This window comes from Amycolatopsis keratiniphila, from assembly GCF_000400635.2.
GTDB lineage: Bacteria > Actinomycetota > Actinomycetes > Mycobacteriales > Pseudonocardiaceae > Amycolatopsis > Amycolatopsis keratiniphila.
The window spans coordinates 4190066-4215919 of sequence record NC_021252.1; the positions used below are offsets into that span (position 1 = coordinate 4190066).

Annotated in this window: 30 protein-coding genes; 22 read left to right on the forward strand and 8 right to left on the reverse strand. The window is 68.9% G+C overall.

Annotated elements, in window-relative coordinates; translation table 11 throughout:
- Positions 1-13: 13 nt before the first annotated feature.
- Positions 14-619, forward strand: a complete 606-nt coding sequence (locus tag AORI_RS60045; RefSeq protein WP_016334161.1) for a hypothetical protein — start codon at positions 14-16, stop codon at positions 617-619.
- Here the strand turns inward: AORI_RS60045 and AORI_RS60050 are convergent.
- The gene (locus AORI_RS60050; RefSeq protein WP_016334162.1) at positions 616-1131 is read right to left on the reverse strand and encodes an NUDIX hydrolase; all 516 of its coding nucleotides are present in this window, start codon (positions 1129-1131) and stop codon (positions 616-618) included. The two genes, AORI_RS60045 and AORI_RS60050, sit on opposite strands and share 4 nt — an antisense overlap.
- A gap of 43 nt (positions 1132-1174) precedes the next feature.
- Here AORI_RS60050 and dop point away from each other — a divergent pair, with 43 nt between their 5' ends.
- From dop to prcA, 4 genes are all read left to right on the forward strand, one after another.
- Positions 1175-2677, forward strand: a complete 1503-nt coding sequence (gene dop, locus AORI_RS60055) for a depupylase/deamidase Dop (RefSeq protein ID WP_016334163.1) — start codon at positions 1175-1177, stop codon at positions 2675-2677.
- Between the two features lie 97 nt (positions 2678-2774).
- On the forward strand, positions 2775-2969 hold the full coding sequence (locus AORI_RS60060) for a ubiquitin-like protein Pup (RefSeq protein ID WP_005150863.1): 195 nt from the start codon (positions 2775-2777) through the stop codon (positions 2967-2969).
- A 77-nt stretch (positions 2970-3046) separates the two neighbouring features.
- Positions 3047-3883, forward strand: coding sequence for a proteasome subunit beta (gene prcB, locus AORI_RS60065; RefSeq protein ID WP_016334164.1), 837 nt, complete (start codon positions 3047-3049; stop codon positions 3881-3883).
- Positions 3884-3936: 53 nt separating this feature from the next.
- On the forward strand, positions 3937-4698 hold the full coding sequence (gene prcA, locus AORI_RS60070; RefSeq protein WP_016334165.1) for a proteasome subunit alpha: 762 nt from the start codon (positions 3937-3939) through the stop codon (positions 4696-4698).
- Between the two features lie 470 nt (positions 4699-5168).
- Here the strand turns inward: prcA and AORI_RS60075 are convergent, their stop codons facing one another.
- Positions 5169-5807, reverse strand: coding sequence for an RICIN domain-containing protein (locus AORI_RS60075; protein ID WP_016334166.1), 639 nt, complete (start codon positions 5805-5807; stop codon positions 5169-5171).
- Positions 5808-6093: 286 nt separating this feature from the next.
- On the opposite strand from AORI_RS60075, the gene AORI_RS60080 reads away from it, so the two are divergent.
- Entirely contained in the window at positions 6094-7068 is a 975-nt protein-coding gene (locus tag AORI_RS60080; RefSeq protein WP_016334167.1) for an ArsR/SmtB family transcription factor, read from the forward strand.
- Here AORI_RS60080 and AORI_RS60085 read toward each other — a convergent pair.
- Entirely contained in the window at positions 7065-8543 is a 1479-nt protein-coding gene (locus tag AORI_RS60085; RefSeq protein WP_016334168.1) for a bifunctional phosphatase PAP2/diacylglycerol kinase family protein, read from the reverse strand. The genes AORI_RS60080 and AORI_RS60085 overlap by 4 nt on opposite strands.
- Before the next feature lie 147 nt (positions 8544-8690).
- Between AORI_RS60085 and pafA the strand changes: the two genes are divergently transcribed.
- Complete coding sequence (gene pafA, locus AORI_RS60090) at positions 8691-10049, forward strand: Pup--protein ligase (protein ID WP_016334169.1); 1359 nt, start codon at positions 8691-8693, stop codon at positions 10047-10049.
- 149 nt (positions 10050-10198) lie between these two features.
- Here the strand turns inward: pafA and AORI_RS60095 are convergent, their stop codons facing one another.
- Positions 10199-10807 (reverse strand): hypothetical protein, encoded by a 609-nt coding sequence (locus tag AORI_RS60095; protein WP_016334170.1) that lies wholly within the window; start codon positions 10805-10807, stop codon positions 10199-10201.
- Positions 10808-10859: 52 nt separating this feature from the next.
- Here AORI_RS60095 and AORI_RS60100 point away from each other — a divergent pair, with 52 nt between their 5' ends.
- The 6 genes from AORI_RS60100 to AORI_RS60125 all read left to right on the forward strand — a co-directional run bounded on the left by AORI_RS60100 (position 10860) and on the right by AORI_RS60125 (position 14932).
- Positions 10860-11183, forward strand: a complete 324-nt coding sequence (locus AORI_RS60100; protein ID WP_016334171.1) for a hypothetical protein — start codon at positions 10860-10862, stop codon at positions 11181-11183.
- Positions 11184-11207: 24 nt separating this feature from the next.
- The gene (locus AORI_RS60105; RefSeq protein WP_016334172.1) at positions 11208-11966 is read left to right on the forward strand and encodes a hypothetical protein; all 759 of its coding nucleotides are present in this window, start codon (positions 11208-11210) and stop codon (positions 11964-11966) included.
- Positions 11963-12523 (forward strand): hypothetical protein, encoded by a 561-nt coding sequence (locus AORI_RS60110; RefSeq protein WP_016334173.1) that lies wholly within the window; start codon positions 11963-11965, stop codon positions 12521-12523. Before AORI_RS60105 ends, AORI_RS60110 begins: the two co-directional genes overlap by 4 nt.
- Positions 12524-12599: 76 nt before the next feature.
- On the forward strand, positions 12600-13643 hold the full coding sequence (locus tag AORI_RS60115) for a WD40/YVTN/BNR-like repeat-containing protein (protein WP_016334174.1): 1044 nt from the start codon (positions 12600-12602) through the stop codon (positions 13641-13643).
- Between the two features lie 12 nt (positions 13644-13655).
- On the forward strand, positions 13656-13997 hold the full coding sequence (locus tag AORI_RS60120; protein WP_016334175.1) for an ArsR/SmtB family transcription factor: 342 nt from the start codon (positions 13656-13658) through the stop codon (positions 13995-13997).
- A 71-nt stretch (positions 13998-14068) separates the two neighbouring features.
- Positions 14069-14932, forward strand: a complete 864-nt coding sequence (locus AORI_RS60125) for a TIGR03620 family F420-dependent LLM class oxidoreductase (RefSeq protein WP_016334176.1) — start codon at positions 14069-14071, stop codon at positions 14930-14932.
- Here the strand turns inward: AORI_RS60125 and AORI_RS60130 are convergent.
- From AORI_RS60130 to AORI_RS60140, 3 genes are read right to left on the reverse strand one after another with little or no spacing between them, the layout of a single operon-like run.
- A complete protein-coding gene (locus AORI_RS60130; protein ID WP_016334177.1) occupies positions 14929-15627 on the reverse strand; it encodes an SDR family oxidoreductase in 699 nt (232 codons plus the stop codon). The two genes, AORI_RS60125 and AORI_RS60130, sit on opposite strands and share 4 nt — an antisense overlap.
- The gene (locus tag AORI_RS60135; protein ID WP_016334178.1) at positions 15624-16076 is read right to left on the reverse strand and encodes an SRPBCC family protein; all 453 of its coding nucleotides are present in this window, start codon (positions 16074-16076) and stop codon (positions 15624-15626) included. Before AORI_RS60135 ends, AORI_RS60130 begins: the two co-directional genes overlap by 4 nt.
- A gap of 32 nt (positions 16077-16108) precedes the next feature.
- Positions 16109-17044 carry an NADP-dependent oxidoreductase gene (locus tag AORI_RS60140; protein ID WP_016334179.1) on the reverse strand — a complete coding sequence of 312 codons (936 nt, stop codon included), beginning with the start codon at positions 17042-17044 and terminating at the stop codon, positions 16109-16111.
- A gap of 103 nt (positions 17045-17147) precedes the next feature.
- On the opposite strand from AORI_RS60140, the gene AORI_RS60145 reads away from it, so the two are divergent.
- The 7 genes from AORI_RS60145 to AORI_RS60175 all read left to right on the forward strand — a co-directional run bounded on the left by AORI_RS60145 (position 17148) and on the right by AORI_RS60175 (position 22083).
- Complete coding sequence (locus tag AORI_RS60145; RefSeq protein WP_016334180.1) at positions 17148-17579, forward strand: winged helix-turn-helix transcriptional regulator; 432 nt, start codon at positions 17148-17150, stop codon at positions 17577-17579.
- Positions 17580-17588: 9 nt separating this feature from the next.
- Positions 17589-18569 (forward strand): helix-turn-helix transcriptional regulator, encoded by a 981-nt coding sequence (locus AORI_RS60150; protein WP_016334181.1) that lies wholly within the window; start codon positions 17589-17591, stop codon positions 18567-18569.
- Complete coding sequence (locus tag AORI_RS60155) at positions 18566-19543, forward strand: helix-turn-helix transcriptional regulator (RefSeq protein WP_016334182.1); 978 nt, start codon at positions 18566-18568, stop codon at positions 19541-19543. The genes AORI_RS60150 and AORI_RS60155 overlap by 4 nt, the downstream gene beginning before the upstream one ends.
- A gap of 9 nt (positions 19544-19552) precedes the next feature.
- On the forward strand, positions 19553-19762 hold the full coding sequence (locus tag AORI_RS60160) for a bacteriophage holin (protein ID WP_005150907.1): 210 nt from the start codon (positions 19553-19555) through the stop codon (positions 19760-19762).
- A 38-nt stretch (positions 19763-19800) separates the two neighbouring features.
- Positions 19801-20133: a Sec-independent protein translocase subunit TatA gene (gene tatA / locus AORI_RS60165; RefSeq protein ID WP_016334183.1), complete on the forward strand. Its 333-nt coding sequence runs from the start codon at positions 19801-19803 to the stop codon at positions 20131-20133.
- 95 nt (positions 20134-20228) lie between these two features.
- Positions 20229-21200 carry a twin-arginine translocase subunit TatC gene (gene tatC / locus AORI_RS60170; RefSeq protein WP_016334184.1) on the forward strand — a complete coding sequence of 324 codons (972 nt, stop codon included), beginning with the start codon at positions 20229-20231 and terminating at the stop codon, positions 21198-21200.
- Positions 21201-21207: 7 nt separating this feature from the next.
- Positions 21208-22083: a diacylglycerol/lipid kinase family protein gene (locus AORI_RS60175; protein ID WP_016334185.1), complete on the forward strand. Its 876-nt coding sequence runs from the start codon at positions 21208-21210 to the stop codon at positions 22081-22083.
- Here AORI_RS60175 and AORI_RS82905 read toward each other — a convergent pair.
- Positions 22067-22318 carry a hypothetical protein gene (locus AORI_RS82905; RefSeq protein WP_016334186.1) on the reverse strand — a complete coding sequence of 84 codons (252 nt, stop codon included), beginning with the start codon at positions 22316-22318 and terminating at the stop codon, positions 22067-22069. The genes AORI_RS60175 and AORI_RS82905 overlap by 17 nt on opposite strands.
- 2 nt (positions 22319-22320) lie before the next feature.
- Here AORI_RS82905 and AORI_RS83665 point away from each other — a divergent pair, with 2 nt between their 5' ends.
- Complete coding sequence (locus tag AORI_RS83665; RefSeq protein WP_158509133.1) at positions 22321-22464, forward strand: hypothetical protein; 144 nt, start codon at positions 22321-22323, stop codon at positions 22462-22464.
- A gap of 303 nt (positions 22465-22767) precedes the next feature.
- Positions 22768-25545 carry a DEAD/DEAH box helicase gene (locus AORI_RS60185; RefSeq protein ID WP_016334187.1) on the forward strand — a complete coding sequence of 926 codons (2778 nt, stop codon included), beginning with the start codon at positions 22768-22770 and terminating at the stop codon, positions 25543-25545.
- Positions 25546-25854 lie beyond the last annotated feature (309 nt).

A 25854-nucleotide genomic window follows, 5' to 3' on the forward strand; every position in this document is an offset into this window, starting at 1 on the left:
GGAGGACTCGAGAGTGCGTCATCGGCAGGTGCTCGCGGTGGCGACGGTCGCGCTGTTCGGTTTGTCGGGCTGCGCCGACCGTCCCAACGATCTCGACACCTACTACGACGACCCGACACCGACGCCCACGGTCGAGCCAGCACAGCCTTCGGTCAAGCCGCAGGCGAACCCGGTTCCGCCACCGACGACCCAGGCTCCCGTTCCCGCGGCCGTCTCCGCCGCGTTGCTGACCGACGAGGACGTCGCCGAGGAAGAGGTCGTTCCCGGCGAGAGCAAGGTGTCCGGCTGCCTGACCGGTCTCACCCGCGGCACGAGCCGTTCGGCGTCGTGGGCGTACCCGAGCGGCTCGACGCTGGAACACCAGGTCACCGAGTACACCGACCGTGACGCTTCGGACGTCGTCACCCAGGCGGACTGCGAAGGCAGAAAACTCACCCTGCCGAAGCAGGCCGGCATCGAGGTCCAGCGCGCGTGGTGCGAGGACAAGACGTGCACCGTGTTGCTCGCCAAGGGGAAGCTCGTCTCCGCCCTCAGCGTGACCGCCGGGACCGAGGCGCGGGCGACGGACGCGGCGAAGCGGTTGCTGCCGATCGTCGCGCAACGCCTCCGTTCGGCCTAGGCCTCTCGTCGCCGGAACCACTCCAAGGCGCCCAGACGCCCGTCCGGGATGAACCGGCTCTCCGGATCCTCGAGCCACGAACGCAACTCACTCAGCGTCAGCCAGCGTCCTTCGACCACTTCGGACGGCTGATGGACGAAAGGGCCGTCCCAGCGCGTTTCGAAGGCGAAGTTGTGGGCACGGATCGTGTCGTCGTCGGTGACGTGGACGAAAAGCGGGCGCAGTTCCACGCCGTGAACACCCAGTTCTTCGGCCAGTTCCCGGCGCGCGCATTCCTCCGGGGTCTCGCCGGCTGCGACGATGCCACCTGCCCAGCAGTCCCATGTGGAGGGATAGACGTCCTTGGTGGCCGTGCGGAGATGCACGTAGACACGCTCTCCGTCACTCGAACGGACCAACACCACGCCCGCCGCGTGCCAGAGTCCTTCGGCGCGGACCCGGGCGCGCGTGGCAGCTCCCACCGCGGTTCCGTCGAGGTCATAGAGCGCAACGAGTTCGTCACTGCCTGACATGGGGGGCATCGTCGCACGCCTCCGACCCCGTAGGGTGGTGGGTATGCGGCGGATCATGGGAACCGAAGTCGAGTACGGCATCGCGGTGCCGGGCGACGCGACGGCGAACCCGGTACTCACCTCGACCCAGGTCGTGCTGGCCTACGCGGCCGCGGCGGACATCCCGCGGGCGAGGCGGGCACGCTGGGACTACGAGGTGGAATCACCCCTGCGCGATGCCCGCGGGTTCGACCTGACCGGCCCGAGCGGCCCAGGACACGACCCCGACGTCGAGGACCTCGGCGCGGCGAACGTGATCCTGACCAACGGGGCGCGGTTGTACGTCGACCACGCTCACCCGGAGTATTCGGCGCCCGAGGTGACGAACGCGCGCGACGCCGTCATCTGGGACAAGGCGGGCGAACGGGTCATGGAGGAGGCGGCGCGCAAGGCGGCCACCGTCCCCGGGCAGCCCCCGCTGCAGCTGTACAAGAACAACGTCGACGGCAAGGGTGCGAGCTACGGCACGCACGAGAACTACCTGATGCAGCGGTCGACCCCGTTCACCGCGGTGATCGGGGGACTGACGCCGTTCTTCGTCTCCCGTCAGGTGATCACGGGTTCCGGCCGGGTCGGCGTCGGGCAGCAGAGCGAGGAAGCGGGCTTCCAGCTCTCGCAGCGGTCCGACTACATCGAGGTCGAGGTCGGCCTGGAGACGACGCTCAAACGCGGCATCATCAACACCCGCGACGAGCCGCACGCCGATGCCGACAAGTACCGCCGTCTCCACGTCATCATCGGCGACGCGAACCTGGCCGAGTACTCGACGTATCTCAAGGTCGGCACGACGGCGCTGGTGCTGGACCTGATCGAGGCGGGTATCCGGTTCGACGACCTGAAACTGGACGAGCCAGTGCGCGCCGTGCACCAGATCAGCCACGACCCGACGCTGAAGGCGAAGGTGTCGCTGGCCAACGGGCGCAAGTACACCGGGCTGGACCTCCAGTTCGCCTACCACGAGATCGCGTCGGCGAACCTGGAGCGCACCGGCGCGGACGAGGCCTCCAAGGAGGTCCTGCGGGTCTGGGGCGAGATCCTCGACGCGCTGGCGCGGGACCCCCAGGAATGCGCGGACAGGCTGGACTGGCCGGCGAAGCTGCGGTTGCTCGAGGGCTACCGCGCGCGGGACCAGCTGGCCTGGGGCGCGCCGCGGTTGCGGCTGGTCGACCTGCAGTACTCGGATGTCCGGTTGGACAAGGGCCTGTACAACAGGCTCGTCACCAGGGGTTCGATGAAGCGCCTGGTGACCGAGGAGGAGGTGCTGGAGGCGGTCACGACCCCGCCTTCGGACACCAGGGCCTATTTCCGGGGCCGCACGCTGGAGAAGTACGCCAACTCCATCGCCGCGGCGTCGTGGGATTCGGTCATCTTCGACGTCGGCAGGGAATCGCTCGTGCGGATCCCGACGTTGGAGCCGTTGCGGGGCACGAAGGCCCACGTGGGGAAGTTGCTGGACGACTCCGCGACCGCCGAGGAGCTGGTGGAGGCGCTCACCGGTTCGGACTAGCGGGATTTCCTTTCATCGGGGTTAAGCGATCACGGATCCCACGGAATGTCGGGACCGCTGGGTAGGCTAGGAAACATCGGCCACACCGGGAGGCGAGATGGCTCAGGAAAAGATCGAAAAGCACGGCGGAGGCGACTCGGACGAAGAGTTCGAGGGCGGCGGTCCGGCGGGCCAGGAGCGGCGCGAGAAGCTCGGTGAGGACGTCGACACGATCCTCGACGAGATCGACGACGTGCTCGAGGAGAACGCCGAGGACTTCGTCCGCGCGTACGTGCAAAAGGGCGGCGAGTAGCTCGTTTCCCGGCGGCCCCTGCCCGGGGCCGCCTGTGCGGAGCCCGCGGATCACACAGATTGGAACTTTGAGCACGTATGGAACACACCTCGGGTAAGTCGGCGCTGCCCGCCGCGTACTTCTCGTCGGCGACCTCGTCGTTCTCGGACTTCCTTCGGGCGCAGGCGCCCGAACTGCTCCCGGAGCGGCGGGTCGCGACGGGCGCGGGCGGGCTGGACGCGCCGCACGGCACGACGATCGTCGCGGTCAAGTTCGCGGGCGGGGTGCTGATCGCCGGCGACCGGCGGGCGACGTCGGGCAACCTGATCGCCTCACGCGACATGGAGAAGGTCCACGTCACCGACGAGTACTCGGCGGTGGGTATCGCGGGCTCGGCCGGGTTGGCGATCGAGATGGTGCGGCTGTACGCGGTCGAACTGGCGCACTACGAGAAGATCGAGGGTGTTTCGCTCTCGCTCGACGGCAAGACGAACAAGCTCGCCGGGCTGGTGAAGTCCAACCTCGAGATGGCGATGGCCGGGCTGGCCGTGCTGCCGCTGTTCGTCGGGTACGACCTCGACGCCGAGGACGCGAAGCACGCGGGCCGCATCGTCTCGTACGACGCGACGGGCGGGCGCTACGAGGAGAACGCCGGCTACCACGCCATCGGTTCGGGTTCGCTGTTCGCCAAGGGCTCGCTGAAGAAGCTGTACGACCCCGACGCGGACGCCGAAGGCGCGATCCGGACGGCGGTGGAGGCGTTGTACGACGCGGCGGACGACGACACCGCGACCGGCGGGCCGGATCTGGTGCGCCGGATCTTCCCGACGATCGTGACGGTCACCGCGGAGCAGGGTGCGGTGGCGTTGCCGCCCGAGCAGACGACGGCGGTGGCCGAGGCGGTCGTGGCCGGACGAGCCGAGCGCGGGCGCTAGCCGTCCTTCCCTGTTCCCTTTCCGATGAGAGCCCGAAAGAGCGGAGCACCACAGTGACGATGCCGTTGTACGCCTCTCCCGAGCAGTTGATGCGGGAGCGTTCCGAGATCGCGCGCAAGGGCATCGCGCGTGGCCGGAGCGTGGTCGTGCTCAAGTACCGCGGTGGCGTGCTGTTCGTGGCCGAGAACCCCTCGGCGACGTTGCACAAGGTGTCGGAGATCTACGACCGGATCGGTTTCGCGGCCGTGGGCCGCTACAGCGAATTCGAGAACCTCCGTGTCGCCGGCATCCGGCACGCGGACCTGAAGGGCTACCAGTACGACCGGCGGGACGTCAGCGCACGTGCGCTGGCGAACGCCTACGCCGCGACGCTGGGCAGCATCTTCACCGAGCAGCTGAAGCCGTTCGAGGTCGAGGTCTGTGTTGCCGAGGTCGGCGACACCGCCGCCGAAGACCAGCTGTACCGGCTGACCTACGACGGCTCGATCTTCGACGAGCCGAAATTCGTCGTGATGGGCGGTCAGGCCGACACGCTCACCACGAAGCTCAAGGAGAGCTTCGAGCCGGACATGGAGCTGGGTGCGGCGCTCGGTGTCGCGGTGAAGGCGTTGCGCGACAACACCCCCACGCCCTCGAACGGCGATTCGGACCCGGTGAAGCTCGAGGTCGCCGTGCTGGAGCGGGAGCGGCGGGGGCGGAAGTTCCGCCGGGTCGCCGGTGCGGCGCTGGAGGCGCTGCTGCCCGCCGAGCCGGAAGCGCCGAAGAAGGACGAAGCCGAAGGCGACAAGCCCGACGGTGAGTCCAAGAAGGACTGAGCCTCTGTAGGCGAAGGGCCCCTTTCCCGCGTGGGGAAGGGGCCCTTCGCGTTCTCGCCCCACGTTTGTACACAGTGGAACGCCGTGAAGGCCTCCTTGAGGGACCCAGCGTCCCTCAAGGAGGCCTTCACGGACGCGATGGTCCCACCAGCAGCCACTGGGCCTGCGCGGGTAGGCACTAGCGGAGTGGTGTGGGCTGAAGGCTCCCTTCACCGAGTCTGATGCGGCGAAAGGAGCCTTCGCCCCCGGTCGGCCACGGGGAGCGGCGGTTCGGTCGCAGGTGCCGCCTCGTGAGTGGCGATTCGGGTTAGAACCCGAAATGCCACTCACGACTTCCGTGACAAACCGCCCTCACCGCCGGTGACCGACTCAAGGATCACTTGAGCGACGTGGACGCCAGAAAGCCGTGAAGGCCTCCTTCCCTACCTTGAGAGTAGGGAAGGAGGCCTTCACGGATCAGTCAGCCGAGATCAGGCGGGGGTGTCGCCCCACCACTGGCTGCGGCTGCCGGCGATGAAGCTCCACAGCTGGAGCCGCGTGCCGTTGGTGGACGAGTTGCCTTCAGCGGTCAGGTAGCGGCCGCTGGCCGGGCTCTGGAAGCGCACGTAACCCTCGGGGTTGACGGTGCCGCCCCACCACTGGTTCTTGGCACCGGCGATGAAGTCCCAGAGCTGGACGATGGTGCCGTTGCGGTTGATGCTGTTGAGGTCCGCGTCCAGGTAGCGGCCGCTGGCCACGTTCTGGAAGCGGGAGTAGCCCTCGGGGTTGTCGGTGATGTAGAACGCCTGGTGGTCCGCGTCGAGGTTGCAGTCCCAGAGCTGCATCTTGGTGCCGTTGCGGTTGATGGTGTTCAGGTCGGCGTCCCAGCACTTGTTCGGGTCGAGCCCGGACGGGATGAGGTACATGTCCGCGTCGGCGACACCCGCGGCCTGCGTGCGCGCACCGGTCGAGGTGCGCTTCACCGGGATGAGCTTGATGCCGTGCACGGTGACCGTGTTGAACCCGTCGCCGGTGGGCTTCGGGGCCGCGGTCGCGGCCGGAGCGGTGACCAGGGTCAGGACACCCGCGGCGGCGGCGATGATTCCCGCCAGACGCTTCATTTTCGTCATTTTCTTTCCCCTTTGTGGAAAGCGTTTTCTCCCAGTGAGCTGAAGGAGAACGGCAGAAGACGACAGGCCGCGACGAAACGCGGCCCGCAGGCCAAGCCGGTGAATCCCCCTCGTGGAAGGCGCCGCGTAAACCCCCGAGAAGCGGGCCTTCTCCGAACATCATTCAGGTCTGAACCACGGTCGTCGAGGAGATTTCCGAAGGCGGCAATAATGCTGTTCAGCGATGTAACGGAATGGCCTGGCTCGCGATCACACGGCGACGACTCCGATCAAGGCGAGGACATCCGTGCGCATCGAGCTGACGTTGCAGGACCTGACGCGCGTTCGGCTCGCGCCCGAAGCCGATCCCTTGGCCGAGCTGGTTTCGAGTCTGCAGATCCTGCAACGGCGTGACGCGGGCTCGGCGTTGTTCAATCGGTGGCGGCACCGGGTGCGGCTCGGCTTGGCGGAGTCGGCTTCGGTGCTGCTGTGGTTGTGCCGCCCGTATGCCCCGATCCCGTCGTTCCTCGTGCCGGGCGTCGACGAAAGTGGTTTGGAGGCGGGGCTGGCGGAAGTCGCCCGCACCGACCCGGTGGGGTTGAAATCGGCGTTGCGGGATTTCCCGGTGAACCGGGAGCTGCCGTCGTGGGCGGCGGGATTGCCGGACGGGGACACGGCCGGGCTGCCGAAGCTCGTGCAGGCGATGCAGGACTACTTCGAACTGTCGCTGGCGCCGGGCTGGGAGTCGGGTCGGGCGCAGGTCGACGCCGACCGCGGGATGCGGGCGCAGTTGCTCCTGCACGAGGGGGTGGACGCGATGCTCACGAGCCTGCGGCCGCTGGTGCGCTGGTCCTCGCCGATGCTGGAGGTCGGCGACGGCATCGTCGGTTCCTGCGGCGCGGACGGCGCCGGGTTGATCGTCTCGCCGACGTACTTCGCGGTGTGCCCGGTGATCATCCCGGCGGCGGGACGATCACCGGTCCGGCTGCTCTACCCGTCGGTGCGGCAGGCGGCCCCGTCGACCGGATACGGCCGTGACGTGCGGAGATCGCCGGAAACCGCCCTCGCCGACCTGCTCGGCCCGACCCGGGCGGCGACACTGGCGGTCCTGGCGGTCGGCTGCAGCACGTCGGAGCTGGCCGCCCGGCTGGGCGTGACGCCGTCGGCGGCCAGCAAGCACGCCGCCGTGTTGCGGCGCGCCGGGCTGATCACCACCGAGCGGGACCGCAACGCCGTGCTCCACGCGCTGACTCCCTTGGGCACCGCCCTGCTCGGCAACTAGAGCCGATAGATGGTGAGCGCGCTGGGCCGCGACCGGAAGCGGAAGTCGTTGCCCAGCGGGCCGACTTCGCCGTCGGTGGCGACCCGGCGGTTGCCGTTGAGCAGCCGGACGTGCAGCTCCGGGACGTCGAGTTCCTGGTAGACGTGGCTGGCGTTGAGGCTGTTCGTGATCGTGGCGAGGATGAACCGCGCCCGCGAATACGGCACGTCGGCGCGCAGGTAGCGCACGTCGAGCAGGCCGGTGTCGAGGGCAGGGCGGCGCGAGGGCGCGAACCCCTTCGGCGAGTAGGTGCCGTTGCCGACGAAGAGCAGCCAGATGCTGGTGTGCTTGCCGTTGAGGGTCACTTCCAGCGGTTTGGCGCGCCGGAGGGTGCGGGCGAGCGCGATCGCCGCGGACGGCCACTTCGGATGCCGCTTCTGGAGCTTTTCCCGGATCCGGACCATTTCCGGGTAGCCGCCGAGGCTGGCGGTGTTGACGAAATAGCGGTGGTCGTCGTCGTGGTTGATCTCGACCTCGCCGAGGTCGACTCCGACGGCGTTGCCGGCTTCCGTCGCGGCGTCCGCGTCGGGCATCGAACGCATGCCGACGTCGCGGGCGAAGTGGTTCAGCGTGCCCGCCGGGATGAGCGCGAGCGGCAGGTCGTGGTCGGCCGCGACCGAGGCCACCGCGGCGACCGTCCCGTCGCCACCGGCGACACCGAGCGCGCGCACGGTGTTGTCGCGGGCGGCGATCTCGTCGCAGAGCTGATCGCGCAGGTCCCGTTTCGCGTCCGGGTACAGGATGGTGGCCTTGGGCCAGGCGAAGCGGGCTTCCTCGGTCGGGTCCTGACCGTCGATCCCCGAATGCGGGTTGACCAGGACGAGCATGTCCTCGCCATCGCGCATCTCGGGCGCCTCCGCGGTGTGCGCGGTGCGACCGGGCACGTCGTCGTTCAGCGGCCACCAGTGCCGCGTCAGCAGGCCCGCGCCGACGCCGATGCCGATCCCCACCCCGACGTCACTGGGCCAGTGGACGCCCGTGTGGACCCGGGAATAGGCGACCGCGGCGGCCAGCGGCACCAGCGCGGCGCCCGTCTTGGGCGATTCCATCGCGACGGCCGTGACGAAGGCGGCCGCCGACGCCGAGTGGCCGGACGGGAACGACGACGAGGTCGGCCGCCGGACGAGGCGCCGGTGCATCGGCACCTCCTCGGCCGCGGGACGGCGGCGCGGGAACAGCGGCTTGCCGATCAGGTTCGCCGCCGCGCTCGCCCCGGCGATGGCGGCCACGCCGCGGAGCGCACCCCGCCGCGTCGGGCCCTTCTTCGCCGCGAGGGCGATCGCGACACACCACCAGAGCTTGGACTTGTCCGCACTTTTGGAGAGTGAGGTGATCACGTCGTCGGCCCTGGTCCTCGGCAGGGCCGCACTGCGTGCCATCAGCCGCCGATCGGTCCGTCCGACCTTGCGGAAAGGGCGTTTGAGCTGCTTTAACACGGGTTCCCCACTTCCGGGCCGGGACGTCATGCGCGTGATACCCGATCGGGACTTCCCGCACACCTTTCACCGAATGCAACGTACCGACCGCGTGTCGCCGCCCGAACGGCGCACCTTCAGTGGGGCCTCACCGCCTACTCTGGTGGGATGCAGCGGCGGATCTTTGGCATCGAGACCGAGTACGGGGTCACGTGCACCTTTCACGGGCAGCGCAGGCTCTCCCCGGACGAGGTGGCGCGTTACCTGTTTCGGCGTGTCGTGTCCTGGGGGCGTTCGTCGAACGTCTTCCTGTCGAACGGCTCGCGGCTCTACCTCGACGTGGGCTCCCACCCCGAGTACGCGACGGCCGAATGCGACGACCTCGTCCAGCTCGTCACGCACGACAAGGCGGGCGAGCGCATCCTCGAGGATCTCCTGGTCGACGCCGAGCGGCGGCTGGCGGACGAGGGCATCGGCGGCGACATCTTCCTGTTCAAGAACAACACCGACTCGGCGGGCAACTCCTACGGTTGCCACGAGAACTACCTGGTGACCCGTGCCGGGGAGTTCTCCCGGATCGCCGACGTGCTGCTGCCGTTCCTGGTGACCCGGCAGCTGATCTGCGGCGCGGGCAAGGTGCTGCAGACCCCGCGCGGCGCGGTGTACTGCCTGTCCCAGCGTGCGGAACACATCTGGGAAGGCGTCTCGAGCGCCACCACGCGTTCGCGGCCGATCATCAACACCCGCGACGAGCCGCACGCCGACGCCGAACGCTACCGGCGCCTGCACGTGATCGTCGGCGACTCGAACATGGCCGAGCCGACCACGATGCTCAAGGTGGGCTCGGCGAACCTGGTGCTCGAAATGATCGAGGCCGGTGTCCAGTTCCGTGACTTCACGCTGGACAACCCGATAAGGGCCATCCGCGAGATCAGCCACGACCTCACCGGCCGCCGCCAGGTGCGGCTCGCCGGCGGCCGCGAGGCGTCGGCGCTGGACATCCAGCGCGAGTACCACGCCCGCGCCGTCCAGCACGTCAAGGAGACGGGTTCGTCGCCGCAGTCCGAGCGCGTGGTCGAGCTGTGGGGCCGGGCGCTGGAGGCGGTCGAGCAGCAGGACTTCAGCAAGATCGACACCGAGATCGACTGGGCGATCAAGCACCGGCTGGTCGAGCGTTACCGCAACAAGCACGACCTCGACCTGTCGAGCCCGCGGATCGCCCAACTCGATCTGGCTTACCACGACATCCGGCGCGGCCGTGGCATCTTCGACCTGCTGCAGCGGAAGGGGCTCGTGCGGCGGGTCACGGACGACGGCGAGATCGAACTGGCCAAGGACACCCCGCCGCAGACCACGCGGGCGAAGCTGCGCGGTGATTTCATCGCCGCCGCGCAGGCCGCCGGGCGTGACTTCACCGTGGACTGGGTGCACCTGAAGCTGAACGACCAAGCGCAGCGGACCGTGCTGTGCAAGGACCCGTTCCGCTCGGTGGACGAACGCGTCGAGAGGCTCATCTCCTCGCTCTGATCGACACCCGGCTCAGAACCGGCCGACACGCGGTTGTCACTCCAGGTACCGTGGACGTCGCTGTGGGTTCTGAGCCGGGGAGGGCGAGGATGGACGACGATCGGTGGGCTTTCGAGGACGAGCTGGAACAGGACGACGATCCGCCGCCGTCATCCGCCGCTGATCCGGTCCCAGCGGAAGACCGGATCAGCGGGCAGGACCAGGACGGTGTCGTCACCGTAACCGTCTCGCCGAACGCGGCCGTGTTGTCGGTAACCCTCGTACGAGAGTGGAAACAGTCGGTCGACCCGCGTGGACTGCACGGTGCTGTGGTAGCCGCCGCGAATGCCGCCACCATCGCCGCTTTGGCCCGGCAAGTGGACGATGTCGCCCGGAACCCGCCTGCCATGCCGACCTTCGGCGCGACACCCGCGTCCACCACCGACGAGTCGCCTCTGGGCACTCAAGACATGCTCCGGCTCGTGGAAGCCGCGACCGCCGAGTTGGACCAGTTCACCCGACAGGCGGCCGCGGTCGTCGACCGCCGCATCACCGCTGAGAGTGGCGGTGGCCATGTCCACGGCACTGTGGCCAATGGGCAGATTGTCGAGGTGGGAATCGACCCGTCGTGGGCCGCGCAGGTGCGGGCCGGCGAGATCGAGAGTGAAATCCTCGATGTGCTCCGTCAGCTTCGTGAGGCCAGTACTCCACCGGACCTCGCCGACGGCCCGCAAGGTCCCGCGATCGCCGAGATCATGGGGCTGCTCTTCGACCCGCACCGGATGGCCCGTCGTGTCGTCTCGAACCGTCGATCAGCAAGGAGCAGCCGTAATGGCGGACGCCTACGACATCGCGCTGGCGCTGGACGCGCTTCGTTCGGACGCGGACCTGTGGGACGCCGCCGCGGACGACCTCGCCCCTCCTCGCGCGGCGATCGACCCGCTCGGCCTGACGTCAGGTGACGTCATGTCCTACGCGGCGGCGAAAGGACTCGACAAGCAGTACAACCAGGTCCGCGCCCTCATCCAGGACATGATCGATCAGGCCGGAAGCAATTTCCGTGCACTGTCCACCTCGTTGCGAGCGGCGGCCGACCGTTATGCCCACGACGAGGACCAGCATGTGCTCGACATCGATCGCGCCGGCCGCGGCTAGCGACACCTCCGAGGGGAATCCACCATGACGGCTGCTGGAGCCAATCCGGTCATCGATCAGTCGATGGAAAAGCTTCGTGAGATCGAAGACAAGATCCGTGAGCTGTTCGACAAAGTGAACGATGTGATGAGCTGGGTTCCGGACATTCTTTCGGACCTGATCGAACCTGTCCGCCGGGGCATGAACGCGCTGAACGCGAAGATGACGGAGTTCTGGGACGCGGTCAACAGGTTCATCAAGTACAAAGGTGACCCTGCCAAACTCAGGCAAGTAGCTGCCGAATGGTCGGACCGGTTCGGAAACAGCGTCGGGGACATCGCAGGTTCGGTATCCCTGGACAAGCTCAAGACGAACATCGAATGGACCGGTAAGGCGGCCGAGGCGTACAAGGCGACCGTGCCCGCTCAAGTCGCGGGGCTGAACTCGCTCAAGGAACTGGGGCTCCAGATCCGGAACTCGCTGGTCAACCTCGCCAACGGTCTCGACAGTTTCTGGACCCAGATGTACGGAACCCTTGCGGGCTTGGGCATCGCTGTCGCCGCGGCGGCCGTCAGCGCCATCAGCATTGTCGGTCTCCCGGCCGCGATCGTGATTCTGATCGGCGTGATCGGCGCCGGCATCGCGTCCATCTTCACGACCATCAGCGCGGTCGATTCGCTTACCAACAGCATCGGAGTGGAACAAACCGCGATTCAGGACAAGGTGAACTCTCTGGGTGCCGCGTGGCCCAAGGCCAACACCGAGTCGATGTCGCATTCGTCGGACTGGAAGCGGCACTCGTGACGTACCCGACCGTGTGGCCGGAGGAGCCTTACCGGCGGCTACCGCCCGGCATGATCGGAAACATTCGGGAAATCGCCACCAGTCTCGGGGCCGGAACGGGCGTCGTCGGCCTGGTCATGGTGATCGTCATACAGATCTCGGGGCGGGTTCTTCCGACTGCGAGTGATGGCGCCAATGTCGTCACCATGGGGATGGCCACTTTCGCGGCCGGTGCGTCGCTGTTGTCGGGACTCGCCATGGTGATTTCACGGACGCTCGTGAGAACAGGCTGTGTCGAGACGAAGGGTGCCATCATTCTGCGAGGAGTCGAGGCGGGGTTGTGCGCAGGAGCGGCTTTCGCGATGGCAGTCTTCTTGTTCTTCTACGTTCCCAGGATCACCTCGTCCTACGAAGACTCTCCGCAGGATCGCATCGAGGTGACGCCCGGCATCGTGATGTACACACTCCTGCCGGTTCTCGCCGTGGCCCTGACGGCCGTCAACCTCGTCGTATCCCATCGGTTGTTCTTTCCGACCGTCGAGAAGGTGCGGAAGCATCTCGCGCAGGGGTCCGGCTGACTCGGGTCTCGCCACGTCGCCGTCGGCCGGGCTAGGGTGACCGGCGCGATTCTTCGACCGAGGGAGAGGTGCGCCGATGCGCCGTGCGTTGCTGGTCGTGCTGGGAGCGGTCGTCCCGCTGGCGTTCACCGGCGTCGCGCACGCCGCGCCGGAGTGTCCCGATCCCGCGTGGGTCGAGACCCCGACGGGCACGGACGTTCAGCTTCGCGGTCTCTCCGCGGTGGATTCCCGTACGGCGTGGGTCAGCGGCAGCAGGGGCACCATCCTGCGTACTACCGACCGCGGCCGCACCTGGAAGGCGAGCGCCCCGGCCGGGACGGAGGCGCTCGACTTCCGCGACATCGAGGCCTTCGACGCCGAGCACGCGGTCGCCCTGTCGATCGGGCCCGGCGACGCGTCCCGGATCTACCGCACCGACGACGGCGGCGCGAGCTGGCGACTGTCCTTCCAGAACACCGATCCGGCCGCCTTCTACGACTGTCTCGCGTTCTTCGATCACCGGCGGGGCCTCGCGATGAGCGATCCGGTGGACGGTAAGTTCCGGTTGCAGTCCACTTCGGACGGCGGTCGCACCTGGAAGCCCGTGCCCGCCGAGGGGATGGTCCCCGCGCTCGACGGCGAGTTCGGTTTCGCCGCGAGCGGCCAGTGCCTCACGACGTCGGGGCCGCGTGACGCCTGGATAGCCACCGGCGGCGGTGCTCGCGCCCGGGTCCTGCACTCCGGCGATGGCGGGAAGACCTGGGAGGCGGCCGACACCCCGTTGCCCAGTGGCGCCTCGGCCGGCGTCTTTTCGGTGACTTTCCGGGATCCGCGGCACGGCGTGGCGATCGGTGGCGACTACGCGGCGCCGAACGCACCCGGCCCGGCGGTCGCGCTCAGCGCGGACAAGGGCCGCACCTGGCGGACGCCGCCCGAGGCGCCGGTCGGCTATCGCTCGGGTTTGGCGTGGCTGGGGAACACGGTGCTCGCCGTCGGCCCGGGCGGGAGCGACGTGAGCCCGGACGGCGGGCGGCACTGGAAGTCGTTCGACACCGGATCGCTGGACTCCGTCGACTGCGCTCGTGGCGCCTGCTGGGCGAGCGGGGCGAAGGGACGGGCCGCTCGGCTCGGCACGGCCTAAGCTCGAAGGACTATGACCGCAGAAGCCGAACCAGTCCCGGAGACCACCGATCATCTGGTCGAGGTGTTGAAGGCGCTCGCCAACCCGATCCGGCTCCAGGTGCTCGGGTGGCTGCGCGAGCCGGACCGGCATTTCCCGCCGGAGAAGGCGATCGCCGACCAGAACGAGGTCGGCGTCTGCGTCAGTCATCTCCAGGCCAAGCTGGGGCTCGCGCAGTCCACGGTGTCCGCGTACATGGCGTTGCTGCAGCGCGCCGGGCTCGTCGAGTCCACCCGGGTGGGGAAGTGGACGCACTACCGTCGCGACGAGCGGCGTATCGCGCAGCTCGTCGACCTGCTGGGGCGCTCCATCTGAGCTCGCCCGGGAATAACATATCGAGGATCTGCGATACTTCGATATGTTGGACTCGACCTGAGGAGAGACAGATGGAACTGGGGCGTTTCTTGATCTGGACGTTCGACTTCGAGGATCAGCCCGCTGGCATGCTGCGGGATTCCGTGCGGGAACTGGAAGAACTCGGCTGGCCCGCGATCTGGATCCCGGAACGGGACGGGCGCGAAGCACTGACCCACGCCGGATTCCTGCTCGCGTCCACCGAGCGCATGGCCGTGGTCAACGGGATCGCGCGCATCGGCTCCCGTGGCGCGCGCTGGACCCATGGCGCGGCGCTCCTGCTCGCCGACGCGTATCCCGGCAGGCACGTGCTGGGGCTCGGTTTCGGTGGAGCGCAGCTCGGAGTCAAGCCGCTCGACGCGATGAGCGAATACCTCGACGAACTCGACACCGTCACCAGCTCGAACCCGTTGCCTGACGCGCCGATCCAGCGGCTTCTCGCGGCGTACGGGCCGAAGATGCTCGGCCTGGCCCGCGACCGGTCCGAGGGTGCGCACACCTACCACGTGACGGTGCCGCACACCGCCCAGGCGAGGGAAGTGCTGGGGGAGAAGGCCTTCCTCGGCGTCGAGCACGCCGTGCTGTTCGAAACCGACCCGGGCAAGGCGCGCGAGATCGCCCGCGAACACCTGCACGTGTACCTGACGTCGGAGTACAACGTCGCCAAGTACCGCCGTCTCGGCTACACCGAAGCCGACATCGACGGCGGCCGCGGCAGCGACCGGCTCGTCGACGATCTCGTGTTCTGGGGCGACCTCGACACCATCGTCGCGAAATTGCACGGGCACCTCGACGCCGGCGCCGACCATGTGGGCATCCAGGTGATCGGTGTCGAACCCGGCGAGTCGGCCATGCCGCACTGGCGGCGGCTGGCCGAAGCCCTGCTGCCGCGCTAGCGAACCTGGCCCGTCGGGCGGACCACGATCTCGTTGACGTCGACCGAGGGCGGCTGCTCCAGCGCGTAGAGCACCGCCCTCGCGACGTCGTCGGGTTCCAGTTTCGGCTTGGTCTTCGAGTCCTCGGGGATCATCGAGGTGTCGACCAGGCCCGGCTGCACGACCGTGACCCGGACGCCGGTGCCGACGGCCTCCTCGCGGATGGAGCCGGCGAGCCCGGTCACCGCCCATTTCGTCGCCGAGTAGAGGTTCCCCGGGCGGTGGTAGCGCCCGGCGACCGAACCGGTGAGCACGAGGTGCCCCTTCGATTCCGCGAGCGACGGCAGGGTCGCCCGTGCGGTGAGGGCGGTGCCGTAGACGTTCGTCAGCACCATGTCCCGCCACTGTTCCGGGTCCGCGCCGCCGTCGCCGAAGAACGAGACGACGACGCTCTGTCCCGCGTTGGCGAACACCGCGTCCAACCCGCCGAAGGTCTCCTTCACCGTTTCAACCGCCGATGACAGCGAAGCCCAATCGGTGACATCGGCCGCGAGCGCCAGAGCGCGATCCTCGCCGAACTCCGCGACGAGCGGGAGCAGCGCCTCGCGGTCGCGGGCGAGCAGCGCGAGGCGGAACCCGGCCGCCGCGGCCCGGCGTGCGGTGGCTTCGCCGAGGCCGCGGGAGGCGCCGGTGATCAGCAGTACTCGATCGTTCATGCCTCCAAACTAGGCGGCGTGTAGGTGTCCCATTCCGGCACCGGTTCGCCGACGAGCGCGGCGCCCAGCCGGTCGAGGTAGAAATGCCAGCCCTTGAGGATGTCCGAGGTGTCCCAGTCGGGCCGGGGCATCCGGTGCACGAAGTCGAGCACCGTCCCGTCGCCGTGCGGGGTCAGGGTCAGCTCCACCCGCCAAGTGGGCTCGTCGGTGTTGTGCAGATCCATGGCCAGGCGCTTCGGCGGATCGCATTCGCGGATGACGGCCGGCCCCGGTTCGGAACCCTCCTCGGCCGTCATCGTCAGCATGATCGTGTTGCCGACCCCGGGCTCGCCCGTCCAGGTCCCGATCCAGCGGGCCGTGCGGTCTGATTCGGTGAGTGCCGACCACACGTCTTCGATCGCGTCCGGGTACTCGCGCCGGAGTTCGAGCCGGATCTCGTCGTTGTCCATATTGTGAAGATAACCATGGGCTTAATTAAGCGTCAACTTATGATCACGAGTCGTCCGCGCAGACCGCCCGCCGCGAGGCGTTCGTGGGCTTTCACCGCCTCGGTCAGCGGCAAGGTGTCCGCGACCCGCAGAGCGAGTGTGCCGTCGTCGACCATGGCCGCCAGTCCGGCGAGCGCGGCGCCGTCGGCACGGATCCAGACGTGCTCGACCTTGATGCCGCGCAAGGGGATCGGGGCCGCTCCGGCCGCGAACACCACGAACCGGCCACCGTTCGTCACGGCGTCCAGCGCTTCGAGGCCGAGCAGGGCGGTGTCGAGAACCGCGTCGACACCGCCGGGGATCACCGCCCGCACCCGATCGGCGAGAAAATCCCCGCGGGGCACGAAAATCTCCGCGCCGAACCCTCGGACCAGCGTCTCGTCGGCGGGACTGGCGACCGCGACGACCCGGAAACCGCGTGCCTTGGCCAAGGTGACCGCGTAGCCGCCGACGGCCCCCGCCGCACCGGTCACCAGGACCGTCGCTCCGGGCGGGAGGTCGAGAAGATCGAGCGCCTGGACTGCGGTGAGCCCGTTCAACGGCAGTGTCGCGGCCTCCGCGGGAGACGCCGTCCGCGGTGCGGCGGCGAGCGCGTCCACGTCGAGGACGACGAACTCGGCGTACGTGCCGAGCGCCGACGACGGCCGGTCCTGCACGCCGATCACGCTGTCTCCGACGGCGAATCCGGAGACGCCGTCGCCCACGGCGTCGACCGTCCCCGCCACGTCCCAGCCGATCCCGAGCACCTCACGCGGCGGGACGATCCCCGCCTCGGTCAGGAACCCCGATCGGGTCCCGGCGTCGACCGGGTTGACCCCGGCCGCGGCCACTTTCACCCGCACCTGGCCCCGGCCCGGTGACGGCACCGGGACTTCGGTGAACTCCAGGACTTCCGGGCCGCCGAACCGGCGGACCACCACTGCACGCATCGTTTCTCCTCCAGGGATCGTTCCCTGCGAACGTATGGGGAGTTACTCTCCATCGGGAAGTACGCACCTCGAGGTGCCCAACCCACGCGGAGGTACGCGCACCGTGGTCACGCGCACGGCACAGGAACGGCGGGACGAGGAGAAACGGGCTTACGACGCCTATCTCGCGGCCTGCCCCGCCCGAAAGCTGCTCGACGAGGTCTCGGGCAAATGGGTCAGTCTCGTCCTCGTGGCGCTCGGCGACGGGCCTCAGCGCTACAGCGATCTCTCCCGCCGGATCGCCGGTGTCAGCCAGAAGATGCTCACGCAGACCCTGCGGACCCTGGAGCGGGACGGCCTGCTGACCCGCACCGTCACCGCGTGCGTGCCGGTGCGCGTGGACTACGAACTGACCGAGCTCGGCCGGAGTCTCCGGCAGCTGCTGGCCGGGATCAAGGACTGGGCGGAGACCCGGTTCGACGAGGTGGAGACCGCCAGGGACCGTTACGACGCGCGATCGGCGGCTGTCACCATCGGGTCGGACGGCGCGGGCTAGGGTAGCCGGGTGTCCACCGCACGCGCCGAACGTCTGGTCAACCTGGTTCTGGCCCTCCTGTCCACCCGGCAGTACCTCACCGCCGAGCGGATCCGGGGCATCGTGCCCGGGTACGCCGACGCGGCCAGCGACGAGGCGTACTTCCGCATGTTCGAGCGCGACAAGACCGAACTGCGCGAGCTCGGCATCCCGCTGGAGACCGGCCGCAACTCGGCGTTCGACGCGATCGACGGCTACCGCATCGCGCGCCGCGACTACGAACTCGGCGAGATCGACCTCGCGCCCGACGAAGCGACCGCGGTCGGACTCGCCGTCCGGCTCTGGGATTCCCCGGAACTGACCGGTGAGGCCCAAGGCGCGCTGGTGAAACTTCGCGCGGCCGGCGTCGAGGTCGACGACCACGCCCCGACCGTCGTCGAACCCCGTGTCCGGGCCGAGCCGGCGTTCGGCCCGCTGCTGGCCGCCGTCCAAGCCGGACAGGCGGTGCGTTTCGAGTACCGCCGCAGTGGTTCGGCCGAGCGCAAGATCCGCACCCTCGAACCGTGGGGCGTGGTGTCATGGAAGGGCCGCTGGTACGTCGTCGGGCACGACAGGGACCGTGGCGCGTCCCGTTGCTTCCGCCTCTCGCGCGTGACCGGGAAGGTCGACGCCTTCGGGGAAACCGGCGTCGTCGAACGCCCGGAAGGGGTCAACCTGCTGAAGATGGTCTCCGCCAGCAGCGGCGAGGACCCGTCCGCGCCGACCATCGCCAGTGTCTGGGTCGCCGACGGCCGGGCCGCCGGGGTCCGCCGTCGCGGCCGGGTGGTCGGCCGCAGCGACGCCGGGGGAGAAGAAGGCGACCTCGTGGAAATCGAGCTGTACTACCCGGAATCCGCCGCGGACTGGCTCACCGCCCACGGCCCGGACGTCCTCGTCCTCGAACCCGAGGTCCTCGCGAAATCGGTCTTCAGCCGTCTCGAAGCCATCGCGCACGCAGGCGGTGCCCGATGAGCACCACCGGACGGATGCCGCGCCTGCTCGCGCTCGTGCCTTATCTCCTCGCCCGGCCCGGCATCAAGATCGACGACGCCGCCCACGACTTCGACGTCACGCCCAAGCAGCTCCGCAAGGACCTCGAACTGCTGTGGATGTGCGGGCTGCCCGGCTACGGGCCCGGCGACCTGATCGACCTCTCCTTCGAGGGCGACACGATCGTCGTCACGCACGACGCCGGGATGAACCGTCCGCTGCGGCTCACCGGCGGCGAGGCGACGGCCATGCTCGTCGCGCTGCGAGCCCTTGCCGAGACACCCGGTGTGGTCGACGCCGACGCGGTCCGCCGCGCCATCGCGAAGATCGAGGTCGCCGCGGGGCAGGCGCAGCCGTCGGGGATCGTCGTCGGCGGGGGAGTACGCGAAGGCAGGAAGACCGCGGGGACGCGCGAAGCCGTCCGGTCCGCTCTCACCGCGAAGCGCGCTTTGCGGATCCGGTACTACACCGCGTCGAAGGACGAGATCACCGAACGCACCGTCGATCCCATGCGGTTGCTCATCGTCCAGGCGGTCGGCTACCTCGAAGCGTGGTGCCGCCGCGCGGAGGGTGTCCGGCTGTTCCGGCTCGACCGCATCGACGAGCTCACCGTGCTCGACGAGCCCGCCGTCCCGCCGGCACACGCCCAGCCCACCGACATTTCCGATGGTGTTTTCCGGCCGCGTCCCGATCAGCAGGAAGCCGTCCTCGTCCTCGATCCCGACACACGCTGGGTAGCCGAGTACTACCCCTGCGAGGAACTCGACGAGCTCGACGGCGGGCGGCTGCGCATCCGGATGCGTTACGCCGACGAGTCCTGGATGGTCCGGCTGATCCTCGGCCTCGGCGGAGACGCGCAGGTCGAGAGCCCGGCCGCGCTCGGAGAGGCAGTTCGTCGACGAGCGGCCGACGCACTGGCCCGGGCTCGTCACCTAACGTCAACCTACGAGCAGTAGGGTGACGCCGTGTCGTACCTGCCGAGCATCGCGCTCGCCGTCGCCGGGCTGATCCTGCTCTTTGTTCTGCTAATCAAATTACGCAGAGTCTTGCGCGTGCTCACCCATACGATGAGCATGGTGGCTACGAACACCCGAAAACGGACAGGGCTCCTTCGTGCCAGGTCGGCCGCGCTACGCGTGGCGATCGCGCAACGGCGTGGGCTCGAAGACCGGTAACATCACCTACGACAGACTCGAGAAGGAGGCCGCAAACGATGAACGCGCTGCAGCCGTGGCACATCATCATCCTGGTGCTCGTCGTTGTCCTGCTGTTCGGCGCCAAGAGGCTTCCGGACGCCGCGCGGTCCATCGGCAAGTCCATGAAGATCTTCAAGGCCGAGACCAAGGACATGGCCGGGGACAAGGACAAGGCCGCCGAGACCGAAGAGGTCGAGACCAAGCAGCTGCCGCAGGCCACCACGCCCGCGCCCGCCGCGAGCGCGCAGGACAAGCAGGTCGCCGACCTCCAGCGTCAGCTCGACGAGCTCAAGAAGCAGCAGGCCGCCGCGCCCGCTCCGGCCGAGCAGGCGCAGAAGAACGCCAGCTGAGCGGTCTTTAGTTAGCCAAGCGGAGCCTGTTCGCGGATGAGCGCGCCGGAGACCCGGCGCGCTCATGGTGGACCCTGACGAGAACGGACTGTCCAGTGGCGGATTCCGCCTCCGGTGAGGAGCGCCGCGGCTCTAAGCGGCGCAAGCGCAGCCGTCGGACCAACCCCGACGGCACGATGACGCTCATCGAGCACATCTACGAGTTCCGCCGCCGTCTGGGCTTCGCGCTGCTCGCCATCCTCGCGGGCGGGATCATCGGCTTCATCTGGTTCCAGACCAGGGTCGGCCCGATCCCGTCACTCGGCCAGATCATGACCGGCCCGTACTGCGGGATTCCGTACCAGCGCAGGCTCGGCGGGGAAGCCAACGGTCCTTGCCAGCTGCTCCAGACGGTGCCGTTCGAAGCCTTCATGATCCAGCTGAAGGTCGGTCTCGCCGCGGGCGCGGTGCTGCTGGCGCCGCTGTGGCTCTACCAGATCTGGGCGTTCATCGCTCCCGGCCTCTACTCGAAGGAGCGCAAGTACGCGCTCACCTTCGTCTTCTTCGCCTCGATCCTCTTCGCCTGCGGCGCGGTGCTCGCGTACCTGCTCATCCCGCACGCTCTCGAACTGCTGATGAACTTCGGTGGCGACCAGTTCATCACCGCCCTCACCGGTGACAAGTACATCTCGTTCATCCTGTCGCTGCTGCTGATCTTCGGCGTCAGCTTCGAACTCCCGCTGTTCGTGGTGATGCTGAACCGCGTCGGCGTCCTGAAGTACCAGACGCTGAAGAAGTGGCGCCGCGGCCTGATCATGGTCGTGTTCGTCTTCGCCGCCTTCGCGACGCCCGGTTCGGACCCGTTCTCGATGCTTGCACTGGCGGGCGCGCTGGTGGTGCTCCTGGAGCTCTCCATCCAGATCGCGCGCTTCCACGACCGCAAGCTCGACAAGGAACGCGGCACCGAGGGCTGGGACCAGCTCGCCGACGACGAGGCCGCGCCGTTCGACTACACGCCGAGCACGATCGACGAGGAGCCGTCGGCCGCCACCAACGGCAAGCGCACCAGCACCGACGACGTCACCTGAGCCGGGGATGCACGCGGCGCTGGCCGTCCACCCCGCCTCGGGTAACGGGGCCGCGGAACGGCTGATGGAGTCGGTCGCGGCGCGGCTGCGGCCCGTCGTCGACCGGCTCGACGTCCTCGTGGCCCACACGGTCGAGGAATCCCGCGCGCTGATGACCGACTCGCGCGCGGCCGGTCTGGACGTCCTCGTCGTGCTCGGCGGTGACGGCGCCGCGCACCAGGGCGTTCAGTTCTGCGCCGAGTCCGGTGTCGCGCTCGGGCTCGTCCCCGCGGGCACCGGCAACGACTTCGCCAGGGCGCTGGACATCCCCGAACGGCCGCACGCCGCCGTCGATCTCGTCGCCAGGCGGATCGCGGAGGGGAAACGGCGCCGGGTCGACCTCGGGCGGGCCGGTGGCGAATGGTTCGCCACCGTGCTGTGCTCCGGTTTCGACGCGCTGGTCACCGAACGCGCCAACCGGCTGACCTGGCCGCGTGGCCCGCGCCGGTACGACGTCGCCATCCTGGCCGAGCTCGCCGCGTTCCGGCCCCGGCCGGTGGTGCTCCGCACGGACGTCGAGACGATCGAACTCGACGCCACCATGATCGCCGTCGGCAATACCCCGTTCTACGGCGGCGGCATGCGGATCTGTCCTGGGGCCGATCCGGAGGACGGCCTGTTCGACGTCACCGTCGTGGGCAAGGCGACCCGGCGCGACCTGCTCCGCATGCTGCCCGGCGTCCGCTCCGGGCAGCACATCGCGCATCCGGCGGTCCGGTCCCTCAAGGCCGCGCAGATCCACCTGGCGGGCAGCGACCTGCCCGTTTACGCCGACGGCGAGCCACTGGGAAGGCTGCCGCTCGACGTCACCTGCGTCCCCGGAGCGCTCACCGTCGTCGGGTGAGCCCGGCGTAGTCGCCCGCCCGCCACACCTGCCCGCGGAACGTCGCCGCCGACATCAGGTCGCCGCGCGGGAAGAACACCCCGCCGCAGCGATGGCAGAACCACGCCTGCCGCCAGTACGCCAGCGCGTCCGGGATACCTCGCCGGATCCGCGCGTTGCGCCGCAGCCTGAGCACGAACAACACGGCGAACAAGGCGACCAGTGCGAAGGCGCCGAAGGGGGAAGATCCAGGCACCGATGGCCGCACCGACCCGGCCGCTCGCGGTCGGCGCGGGGTTCTCGGCGAGCGAGTCGGTGGCGAAGGAGACGAACGCGAACGCCGGGATCAGCAGGACCAGCGCGAGCGCCAGGAAGCACCCGCCGCCGCGGAGCACCGGATAGGGGTTGAGCGACGCCGCGGTCGCGGTCACCGACACACCCGTGTGCGTCGTCGCGGTGTAGGCCACGCCGTCACCGGCCGGGACGGCCGTCATGCCGCCTTGCACGCGGTAGGTCGTCTGCCCGCTCTGGAACACCGCCGGAACGCTTTGCACCTGGTCGACCTGCGCGCATTGCGGGCAAGCGATCTCCATGGCGTCCCCTCTCGATCTCGAATCGGCCCCTTGGATGACAGAGACGTGGCGGCCGTTCCCGAGATCGTCACACCGAGTGCGAACTGTCGGTGGGGTATGGAACCCTGACGAAGTGGTCAATAGCCCTTCTCAGACCCCGGCCGAGGCCTACGCGGCCTCCCAGCGCCGCGCTCAATACCCCCAGCTGACCCGCTTCGCGGCCGAGTCGTCGTTCGAGTTCGACGACTTCCAGGTCCGCGGCTGCGAGGCGCTCGAAGACGGTCACGGTGTGCTCGTCTGCGCACCCACCGGCGCCGGGAAGACCGTGGTCGGCGAGTTCGCGGTGCACCTCGCCCTCGCCGAGGGGCGCAAATGCTTCTACACGACGCCGATCAAGGCGTTGTCGAACCAGAAGTACGCCGACCTCGTCGGCCGCTATGGAGCCGACGCGGTCGGCCTGCTGACCGGCGACACGTCGATCAACGGCAACGCGCAGGTCGTGGTCATGACCACCGAGGTCCTGCGCAACATGCTCTACGCCGGGTCTTCGACCATCGGCGAGCTCGCGTACGTGGTGATGGACGAGGTCCACTACCTCGCGGACCGGTTCCGCGGCGCCGTCTGGGAAGAGGTCATCCTCCACCTGCCCGAGCACGTCCGCGTCGTGGGCCTGTCGGCCACGGTGAGCAACGCCGAGGAGTTCGGCGAGTGGCTCGTCGAGGTCCGCGGTGACACCACCGTCGTCGTCGACGAGCACCGCCCCGTGCCGCTGTGGCAGCACATGCTCGTCGGCAACCGGCTGCTGGACCTGTTCGCCGGCCAGGAGGAACACGCGCCGGGCACCGAACTGCGGATCAACCCCGGCCTGTTGCGGCGCACCGAGGAGGTCGGCGGACGTTTCGCCCCGGCGGGATTGCGCGGACCGCGCGGGCGGCGAGGCGCGCCGTCACGGATGCCGCGGTTCCGGCCGACGTCGCGCACGGACACGGTCGAGCGGCTGGACAACGCCGGTCTGCTCCCCGCCATCGTGTTCATCTTCTCCCGCGCCGGCTGCGACGCCGCCGTCGGTCAGTGCGTCCGGTCCGGCCTGCGGCTCAACGGCCCCGAGGAGGTCGAGAAGGTCCGCCGGATCGTCGCCGAGCGCACCAAGGACCTGCCCGAAGGCGACCTCGGCGTCCTCGGCTACTGGGAGTGGCGCGAGGCGCTCGAGCGAGGCATCGCCGGACACCACGCCGGGCTGCTCCCGGCGTTCAAGGAGACCGTCGAGGAGCTGTTCGTCCAAGGGCTGGTGAAGGTCGTCTTCGCCACCGAGACGCTCGCGCTCGGCATCAACATGCCCGCGCGCACCGTGGTGCTGGAAAGGCTGGTCAAGTACAACGGCGAGGCGCACGTCGACCTGACCCCGGGGGAGTACACGCAGCTCACCGGCCGGGCCGGGCGGCGCGGGATCGACGTCGAAGGCCACGCGGTCGTCGTCTGGCAGCCGGGGATCGACCCGAAGCAGGTCGGTGGCCTGGCCTCGACGAGGACGTACCCGCTGCGGTCGTCGTTCCGGCCCGGGTACAACATGGCGGTGAACCTGGTCGCCCAGGTCGGCGCCGAGTCCGCCCGTGATCTGCTGGAACAGTCGTTCGCGCAGTTCCAGGCCGACCGGTCGGTGGTCGGGACGGCACGGCGGATCGAGCGGAACAAGGAGGCCCTGCGGGGCTACACCTCCGCCATCACCGGCGATTTCGACGAGATGCTGGAGTACGTCGAGCTGCGGGCGAAGATCTCGGCGCGGGAGAAGGCGCTTTCGCGGCAGAACACCTCCGCCCGCCGGGCGGGCACCGCCGAGTCGCTGGAGAAGCTCCGCAAGGGCGACGTCATCGCCGTGCCCGCGGGACGGCGCGCCGGGCTGGCCGTCGTCGTCGACCCGGGGCTCGACCCGATCCGCGAGCCGCGGCCCGTCGTGGTCACCGAAGACCGCTGGTCCGGACCACTCTCGGTCTCGGATTTCCCGTCGCCGGTCGAGGCACTCGGGAACATCAAGCTGCCGAAGCACATCGAGCTGCGTTCGCCCAAGACAAGGCGCGACATCGCTTCGAGCCTGCGCAACGCGGGAATCTCCTTGCCCGGCAGGCAAAAGCGCCGCGCCGGGGCCAATGAGGACGGTGAGCTGGCCGCGCTGCGGCGGGCGCTGCGCGCGCATCCGTGCCACGGTCTGGCGGAACGCGAGGCGAACCTGCGCTGGGTCGAGCGGTACCAGCGGCTCACGGCCGAGACCGAGCAACTGGAACGCAAGGTCGCCGCGACCACGCACTCGCTGGCGCGCGCCTTCGACCGGATCCTGCGGCTGCTCGGCGAGCGCGGTTACCTCGGCCCCGCGTCGAAGGGCGACGGCGAGGACCGGGTCACCGAACACGGCAAGCGGCTCACCCGCCTCTACAGCGAGTCGGATCTGCTGGCGGCCGAATGCATCCGGCACGACGTCTGGAAGGGCCTGGCTCCCGCCGAACTCGCGGCCGTGGTCTCGACGCTGGTCTTCGAGGCACGCCGGGACACCGCGGGGGAGCCTCGCCTGCCCGCGGGCAAGGTCGTCGACGCCTGGCAGGCGACCACGCGCCTGTGGATGGAGCTCACCGAAGACGAGCGGCGGCACAAACTGGACCGCACCCGCGAGCCCGACGCCGGTTTCGCCTGGCCCGTCTACCGGTGGGCGCGCGGCGAATCGCTGGAGAAGGTCCTCACCGCCGCCGAAGCGAACGGGCAGGAGCTTTCGGCCGGTGACTTCGTGCGGTGGTCGCGTCAGGTCATCGACCTGCTCGACCAGATCCGCGACGTGCTCGGCAAGGCGGATCCGGTCGGGGCGGCGGCTTCGGACGCGGTGAAGGCCTTGCGCCGCGGGGTCGTGGCGGCCGGCGGCGCGTGACCGGGTGGCCGACACGTGTGATCAGACGGACGGTACGAGTGTCGTCCGTCCAGTCACGCGTGTCGTCCGTCTGATCACGCGCGCCGTCCCCTGGAACACGCGGAACCGCCGAAGCGATACGGGGCCTCGAGTAGGGAGGGGTCGACGATGTAGGAATCTGGACGTTGAACGTCCCGATCTCCACATTGTCGAGGGATCTCCCAGTCTCGGAGCTTGATCAACGGAAGAATGGGGACACTCAACGTCCCCGATCCTCCGTTGATCAAGCTCGTGCGACCCGGTTCGCGGCCGAGTGGGGAGGATTTGGGA